An 8141-nucleotide genomic window follows, 5' to 3' on the forward strand; every position below is an offset into this window, starting at 1 on the left:
TCCTCGTCATCGTTCACCGTCTATTGACCAGGTATTTGCGCGCATCGTATCGTGAGAGCGCTCTCTCAATCATCTGGGAGCCTGCGCCGCCTCGATGTAGCCCTGCATCAAGGTTCGCGTTGGTGACAGCCCTGACCCGACCCGGGTGTGGAGAGCGCTCTCGCAGCCGCCCGCTGCGGGATCCGTCCACCTCATCTCGAATGTGGGGTTCCTCGACATGCGTACCAGACGAAAGGTCCTCGGCGTGCTCGCCGCGACCGCGCTGGCCGTCCCGCTGGCCGTCGCCGCGACCGCCTCGCCCGCCCAGGCGATCGGACCCGACCCGCTCCCCGTCACCGTCACCAACAACACCGGCCGCGGCGACGCGGTCTACCTGTACGTCATCGGCGTGCAGCTCAGCACCGGCCGCCTCGGCTACGTCAACGGCGCGGGCGCGTTCACGCCGTGGACCGGCGGGCAACTCCCGCCGTCACCGGCCCCCGACGTGTCGATCGCCGGCCCCGGCAACGGCGGCAGCAGCACCATCCGGTTCCCGCGCGGCTTCTCCGGCCGCGCCTACTTCTCCTTCGGCGAGAAGCTCAAGTTCTTCCTCACCCCCGACGGCCTGGTGCAGCCCGCACCCTGGGCGTCGGGCGACGCCAACTACAACATCCTGTTCGACTGGAGCGAGTTCACCTACAACGACGCCGGGCTGTGGATCAACAGTTCCCAGGTCGACATGTTCTCGGTGCCGCACGCGGTGACCGTGACCGGCGCGTCCGGGGCGACCAAGCGCACCGGCGACGTCGTCTCCGACGGCCGCAACAACGTCATCAACCAGATCCGGGCCCAGTCCGGCTGGGCGAACACCGTCTACACCCGCCCCTCCGACGGCACCGTGCTGCGCGTGCTCGCCCCGGGCAAGGCGGCGGGAGCCGGGCTGTTCAGCGCCACCTACCTGGACGGGTACATCACCTCGGCGTGGAATGCCTACGCCTCCAAGACGCTGACCGTGGTGCCGTTCACCGACCAGCCCAACACCCGCTACTTCGGGCGCACCAGCGGCAACGTCATGAACTTCACCAACTCCGCGGGCCAGCAGGTCGCCTCGTTCAACAAGCCCACCAGCGCCCACGTGTGGGGCTGCGACGGCAACCTGCAGGCGCCCAACGACCTGGTCGTCGGGCCGATCGCGCGCACGCTGTGCGCCGCGCTCAACCGAGGCACGCTGGGCACGATCGACACCCAGCCCAGCACCAACGCGGGGCAGTTCTACCAGAACAGCCCGACCAACCAGTACGCCAAGATCATCCACTCGAACATGGCCGACGGCAAGGCGTACGCGTTCGCGTTCGACGACGTCGGCGCGTTCGAGTCGCTGGTCCACGACGGCGACCCGCGCTCGGCGAGCATCGTGCTGAGCCCGTTCGGCGCCGGCGGCAACCCGCCCGGCGGCGGCCCGATCTCGTCGACCACCTGGTACAGCGTCATCAACAAGACCAGCAACAAGTGCGTCGACGCCCGCTCCTCGGGCACCGCCAACGGCACCGCAATCCAGCAGTACACCTGCAACAACAGCTTCGCCCAGCAGTACCTGTTCCAGCCGACCAGCGGCGGGTACGTGCGGATCAACAACCGCAACAACCCGGCGCAGGTGCTCGACGTCAACGGGGTCTCGGCCGCCGACAACGCCCTGATCCACCTGTGGACCTACGGCGGCGGCAACAACCAGCAGTGGCTGCCCGTGTCCGAAGGCGGCGGGTACTACCACTTCGTGTCCCGGCACAGCGGCAAGTGCCTCGACGTCCCCGCGGCGTCGACGGCCGACAGCGTCCAGCTGGTGCAGTACACCTGCAACGGCACCGGGGCGCAGTCGTTCCGGCTGACCGCACAACCCTGATCGAGACGGCCGGGGCCGTCGGGGCACTGCTCCGACGGCCCCGGCCGGCGTCGCGGGAAGGTCGCCGACCGGCCCCGCCACCAGGTCGCTGTGCCAGACTTGTGACAGAGAGTAAATCTCTTTCACCACCGGGAGGCACGTCACGGCGGCGGACGATGGTGCACGCGAGACCCGGACGACATCAGCCGGACCCGACCGGGCCGTGGTGGGCGTCGCCCTGGTCGGCGCGGCCTGGGTGACGCTGTACGCGATCCTGCTGCAGACCACCCGGAACTCGCCCGAGGCGTCCCGCTTCGTCGGCGAGGTCGTCTACCTGGTCCCGATCATCGTCGCGACGGCGCTGGCCGTGTACGCCGCCCGCCACACCCGCCAGCGCGTCGGCACGGCCTGGCGGCTGCTGATCGTGTCGAACTCGCTGTGGCTCATCGGCGAGTCCACCTGGGCCGTCTTCTCCTACACCTCCCCCGACGGCGCGCCCGTGCCGTCGTTCGCCGACGCGGCTTACCTGCTGTCCTACGCCGTGGCGCTGCCGGCCATTGTGATCGGCCTGGGCCTGGGCGTGCTCGGCCGGACCCAGGGGCTGCTCGACGCCCTGCTCGTGGCCGCCGGCGCCGCGGCGATCGGCTGGCAGACCCTCATCAGCCCGCTCGTGCCCAGCGCCTGGAACGCCCCCGCCCTGGTCACCTTCCTCTACCCGGTGTTCTCGGTGAGCATCGTCAGCATCCTGGTGGCGGTCCTGCTGAGCGGATCGCGCCACGTGCCCCGCTCGATGATCATCGTGGGCACGGCGTTCGGCCTGTCCGCCGTGACCGACGGGGCGTACGCGTACCTGACCGCCATCGACCGGTACCAGAGCTCCAGCTGGGTGAACCTCGGCTGGCAGATCGAGGCTGTGCTGCTGTGCGTCGCGGCTGTCGTCGCCGCCCGCCGGGCGGAGTCCGACCAGCCGCGCGCCCTCGACCCCGACCTGGCGTTCCTGCCGGCCGTGGTGGCCGTGCTGGCGGTCGGCGGGCTCGCCGTGGCGGACCTCGTCCTGGTCGGCCGGCTCAGCCTGGTCACGCTCGCGGTCACCATGCTGTTGCTGCTGGGTCTGCTGGTGCGGCAGGTCGTCGCCACCCGCGACCGAGCCCGGCTCACCCAAGGGCTGCGCACCGCCGCGATCACCGATCAGCTCACCGGCCTGTACAACCGCCGCTTCTTCAAGGAGATGGTCGACGTCGAGGCCGAACGCGCGGTTCGCCACCGCCTGCCGCTCAGCCTGGTCCTCCTCGACCTGGACCACTTCAAGGACATCAACGACACCTACGGCCACTCGGTCGGCGACGCCGTGCTCACCGACGTCGCCCAGCGGTTGCGCCGGGAGGTGCGCGGCAGCGACCTGCTGTGCCGGTACGGCGGCGAGGAGTTCGTCTGCCTGCTGCCCGGCACCCCCGCCCCGGCCGCGTACGAGCTGGCCGAGCGGCTGCGGCAGACGCTGCGCGGCACACCGGTGACCGTCGCCGGGATGGTCGACCCCGTCCTGCTCACCGCCTCGCTGGGGGTGGCCACCGACGAGGTCGGCGAGCGTGGCCGAGTCGACACCGACGCGCTCATCAACGAGGCGGACCAGGCGGTCTACCGCGCCAAGGCGCTCGGCCGCGACCGCGTCGTCGGGTCCGGGCAGCCCGCGCCGACCGCGGCGGACCCGGTCACCGACCTGCCCCCGGCGCTGGTCTGGATGGCCGACCGGATCGACCGGGCGCTGGGCGACCGGGAGTGCGCCGCGGCCGTGTCCCGCTGGGCGTTTCGTACGGCGTCGCGGCTGGGGCTGGACGAGGAGGCCCAGCGCCGCACCGCGGCCGCCGCCCGCGTGCACGACATCGGCCGGATCACCGGCCTGGCCACGCGGCAGCCGGACCAGCCGGGCGGCAAGGTCCGGGCCTACGACCCCGACCATCCCGCGCAGGGCGCCCGCCTGCTCGTCGAACTGGCGGCCCGACCGGACCTGGCGCCGCTGGTCGCCGCCCACCACGAGCGCCACGACGGCACGGGTTACCCGTACGGCCTGGCCGGGACGGACATCCCGGTCGAGGCGCGGATCATCGCCGTGTGCGACGCCTGGGCCGAACTGTGCGCGGCCGACCCGCAACTGCCGGGAGTGTCGCGTCGGCCCTGCCGGGACGAGCTGGTCCGGGGGCGGGGCACCCGCTTCGAGCCCACGGTCCTGGACGCGTTCGTCGCCCTGCTCGACGACGGCGCGCTCGACGACCCGGCGCGCTTGCCCGAACATCCCGCCGCACCGCCGCCCACGCCCGTCCGCGCCGCCCGCGACGAGCAGCGCACCGTGCCCCGCTGAGAATTCTCCGCACCCGCGTGTAGAGAAACGCCGCCCGGCTCCGACCTATGGTCAGCCGGGGCGCCCGCCCCGCGACCTGACAGGAGCAGCACGATGAGCAAGGTCACCTGCGACATGGCGATGTCGGTGGACGGCTTCACGGCAGGCCCGAACCAGCGCGCCGACGCGCCGTTCGGCGACGGTGTCGGGGAGAGCCTGCACCGCTGGATGTTCGACGAGCCCGATAACAACGCCGACGAGCTGGCGGCCCTGATCGAGGCGGGCGCGTTCATCATGGGCCGCAACATGTTCAGCCCCGGCCGCGGCGGCTGGGACCTGGACTGGACGGGCTGGTGGGGCGACGAACCGCCGTACCACGCGCCGGTGTTCGTGCTCACCCACCACGAGCGCGAGTCGGTGGAGATGAAGGGCGGCACCGTGTTCCACTTCGTGACCGGTGGTGTCGCCGAGGCCCTCGACCGCGCCCGCGCCGCCGCGGGCGAGCAGAACGTGGCGATCGCGGGCGGGGCGGCGACGGTGAACCAGTTCCTGGCCGCCGGGCTGATCGACGAGCTGCGGCTGCATGTCGCACCGGTCCTGCTGGGCCGCGGCGAGCGGCTGTTCGAGGGCGTCGACCGCACGGACCTGGTCCAGGTCGGCGTGCGGCACACGGACCTGGTCACGCACGTGTCCTATGAGGTGGTGCGACCGGCCGCGGCGGCGGCCTGATCGGGGCCGCCGCCACGCCGGGCGGCGGGGAGCGCGTGACCTGGGCTCGGTCACGCGCCCCCGTTCCCGGCCCCACCCCACTGGTGGCCGGGGATCCGGCTCAGCGGAACGGGCCGGGTGGGCCGCCGTCCGGGCGTTCGGCGGCCCACCCGTCATGTCGAAAGCTGGGCATACGTCGATGGGGGCGATCACCATCCTGGATGCCGAGCCGAGAAGGAGTCAATAACTTCCGGAAACTATCGGTGTATGCCTATCGAACGCGGGGCGGCGCCGCGCTGTCCCGGACAACGAGTTCGGTGGCCAGCTCCACGCGCGGGCTCTCCACGTGCTCGCCCCGGGCCAGCCGCAGCACGGTGCGGGCGGCGACCATGCCCATCTCGGCGAGCGGCTGGCGGACGGTGGTCATCGGCGGGGACGACCAGCGCACTTCGGGCAGGTCGTCGAAGCCGACCACGCTGACGTCGTCGCCGACCCGCAGGCCCTGCTGGCGGACCGCCTCGTACACGCCGAGCGCCATCTGGTCGCAGGAGGCGAAGATCGCCGTCGGGGGGTCGGGCAGCCGCAGCAGCCGGGTGCCGCCGGAGAAGCCGGACTCGTGGTAGAAGTCGCCCTGGCAGATGAGGTCGTCGTCGATCGGCAGCCCGGCCGACTCCATCGCGGCGCGGTAGCCGTCCATGCGCGCCCGGCTGCACATCAGCTGGGGCAGGCCGGTGATGAAACCGATGCGCCGGTGGCCCAGCCGGATCAGGTACTCGGTGGCGGCCAGGCCGCCGGCCCAGTTGGTCGCGCCGATGGTGGGCGCGTCCTGCTGGGGGATGCCATCGGCGTCGACGAGCACGACGGGGATGTTGAGCCGGCGCAGCTCGGCCTGCAGCGGCGGCTCCACCATCGAGGTCACGAAGATGACGCCCTCGGTGGCCCGGGTGCGCAGGCTGTCCAGCCACTGCTTGGCCGAGGCGTTGCGGCGGTGGATGGCCGACACGACGGTGCCGATGCCGGCGGCGTGCGCGACGTCCTCGACCCCGCGGATGATCTCGACGGCCCAGGGGCTGTCGAGATCGGGGAAGACCAGGTCCAGCAGGCCGGAGCTGGTGCGCGCGGCCGACGGGCGGCGCCGGTAGCCGTGCCGGGTGAGCAGTTCCTCGACGCGCTCGCGGGTCTGCGAGGCCACATCGGAGCGGCCGTTGAGCACGCGCGAGACCGTGGGCACCGAAACCCCGGCCAGATCGGCGATCGCGGCGATGGTGACCTTGCGCGTATCGTTCTCAGCCACAGACAGCTCCTCGGGACCGGCGCGACAGCAGCGGTGTACCGCCGCAGACGGCCGCCGGTCAGGGTTCCGGCAGCCTGGGCACAGCGTAGTCATGAAAGTTTCATACGACTACCGATACTTGTTACGGGTCAAGATTTTGTCACCGAACGGCTGCCGGGAACGGGCCGTCCGCAGCCGCGCGCCCGCCGGAGGGCGGACGTCGAGGGCCTCGCGAAACGGCGGGACGTGTGGTGCGGCGGCTCCGGGCGGCACGCCGCACCACACGACGTCGGTCAGCCGCGCGGGGGCGCGGCGCTGTCGCGTACGACCAGCTCGGTGGCCAGTTCCACGCGCGGGCTCTCGATCTTCTCGCCCTGGGCCAGGCGCAGCACGGTGCGCGCGGCCAGCAGGCCCATCTCGGCCAGCGGCTGGCGCACGGTGGTCAGCGGCGGGGAGGACCAGCGCACCTCGGGCAGGTCGTCGAAGCCGACGACGCTGACGTCGTCGGCCACGCGCAGCCCGCGCTGGCGGATCGCCTCGTACACGCCGAGAGCCATCTGGTCGCTGGAGGCGAAGATGGCGGTCGGCGGGTCGGGCAGTTTCAGCAGCTGACTGCCGCCGGAGAAGCCGGCCTCGTGGTAGAAGTTTCCCGGATAGACGAGCTTGTCGTCGATCGCGATGCCGGCGGCCTCCAGCGCGGCCCGGTAGCCGTCGATACGGGCGCGGCTGCACATCAGCTGCGGCGGCCCGGCGATGAAGCCGATGCGCCGGTGGCCGAGGCCGATCAGGTATTCGGTGGCGCGCAGCGCGCCGGCCCAGTTGGTCGCGCCGATGGTGGGCGCCTCCTGCGGCGGCACGCCCGCGGCGTCGACGATGACGACGGGGATGTTGAGGCGGCGCAGTTCGGCCTGCAGCGGCGGCTCCAACGTGGACGTCACGAAGATGACGCCCTCGGTCGAGCGGGTGCGCATGTTGTCCAGCCACTGCTTGGCCGCGGAGGTGCGCCGGTGGATCGCCGACACCACGGTGCCGATGCCCGCGGCGTGTGCGACGTCCTCGACGCCGCGGATGATCTCGACGGCCCAGGGGCTGTCGAGGTCGTTGAAGACGAGGTCGACCAGCCCGGAGCTGGCCCGCATGCTCGGCGGGCGGCGGCGGTAGCCGTGGCGGGTGAGCAGTTCCTCGACGCGTTCGCGGGTCTGCGGGGAGACGTCGGAGCGGCCGTTGATGACGCGCGAGACCGTCGGCACGGACACCCCGGCCAGGCGCGCGATGACCGCGATGGTCACTTTCCGATTGTCGTCCACGGCTGGGTGCGCCCTTTCGTCTTCGCTGGAGCGTGCGGCGGGTGGATCTCCGGCGCGGCAGCCCGATCGGGTTGCCGCGCCGGAGGTCCGGGCCCGGGAAGGTCGCCGGTGCGGTCAGCCCTTGACGCTGCCGGCGAGGCCGCCGATGAGTTGTCGTTCGGCGATGGCGTAGAAGCCGAGGGCGGGGATCATGGACAGGACGACGTAGGCGAGGACGCGGGCGGTGTCGTCGGCGTATTGGCCTTGGAAGGCTTGGACGCCTACGGGCAGGGTCCACCAGGTCTGGTCGGTGAAGACGACCAGGGGTAGGAAGAAGTTGTTCCAGCTGGCGACGATGGCCAGGACGGAGACGGTGGCCAGGGCGGGTCGGGCCATGGGTAGTAGGACGCGCCAGAAGAAGCCGAAGGGGGTGCAGCCGTCGAGGGTGGCGGCTTCTTCTACTTCGGCGGGGATGGTGCGGAAGAACTGGCGCAGGATGATGATGGTGGTGGGTAGTCCGAATGCGGCTTGCGGGAGGATGACGCCGAGGGGGTTGTCGAGTAGTTCCATGCTGCGTAGGAGGATGAACAGCGGGAGGATGGCCACGGCGAAGGGGAACATGAGGCCGATGGCGAACAGGGTGAACAGGAGTTCGCGGCCGCGGAAGGCGAAGCGGGCGAA

The 8141-nt window shown here is 71.5% G+C and carries 6 protein-coding genes; 3 read left to right on the forward strand and 3 right to left on the reverse strand.

Going from position 1 to position 8141, the window contains the following annotated elements; translation table 11 throughout:
- Nucleotides 1-217: 217 nt before the first annotated feature.
- The 3 genes from F9C41_RS37820 to F9C41_RS37830 all read left to right on the forward strand — a co-directional run bounded on the left by F9C41_RS37820 (nucleotide 218) and on the right by F9C41_RS37830 (nucleotide 4922).
- Nucleotides 218-1879: a beta-1,3-glucanase family protein gene (locus F9C41_RS37820; RefSeq protein ID WP_155391650.1), complete on the forward strand. Its 1662-nt coding sequence runs from the start codon at nucleotides 218-220 to the stop codon at nucleotides 1877-1879.
- A gap of 205 nt (nucleotides 1880-2084) precedes the next feature.
- Entirely contained in the window at nucleotides 2085-4214 is a 2130-nt protein-coding gene (locus tag F9C41_RS42095; protein WP_155391651.1) for a bifunctional diguanylate cyclase/phosphohydrolase, read from the forward strand.
- A 93-nt stretch (nucleotides 4215-4307) separates the two neighbouring features.
- On the forward strand, nucleotides 4308-4922 hold the full coding sequence (locus F9C41_RS37830) for a dihydrofolate reductase family protein (RefSeq protein ID WP_155391652.1): 615 nt from the start codon (nucleotides 4308-4310) through the stop codon (nucleotides 4920-4922).
- Nucleotides 4923-5172: 250 nt separating this feature from the next.
- On the opposite strand, the gene F9C41_RS37835 is transcribed toward F9C41_RS37830, so the two are convergent.
- The 3 genes from F9C41_RS37835 to F9C41_RS37845 form a co-directional block, all read right to left on the reverse strand.
- Entirely contained in the window at nucleotides 5173-6195 is a 1023-nt protein-coding gene (locus F9C41_RS37835) for a LacI family DNA-binding transcriptional regulator (RefSeq protein ID WP_120319762.1), read from the reverse strand.
- A 272-nt stretch (nucleotides 6196-6467) separates the two neighbouring features.
- On the reverse strand, nucleotides 6468-7463 hold the full coding sequence (locus F9C41_RS37840; protein WP_230690311.1) for a LacI family DNA-binding transcriptional regulator: 996 nt from the start codon (nucleotides 7461-7463) through the stop codon (nucleotides 6468-6470).
- 132 nt (nucleotides 7464-7595) lie between these two features.
- Nucleotides 7596-8141: carbohydrate ABC transporter permease (locus F9C41_RS37845; RefSeq protein ID WP_155391654.1), on the reverse strand; the 546-nt coding region annotated here is incomplete at its 5' end.

The organism is Catellatospora paridis (assembly GCF_009720365.1).
Taxonomy (GTDB): domain Bacteria; phylum Actinomycetota; class Actinomycetes; order Mycobacteriales; family Micromonosporaceae; genus Catellatospora; species Catellatospora paridis.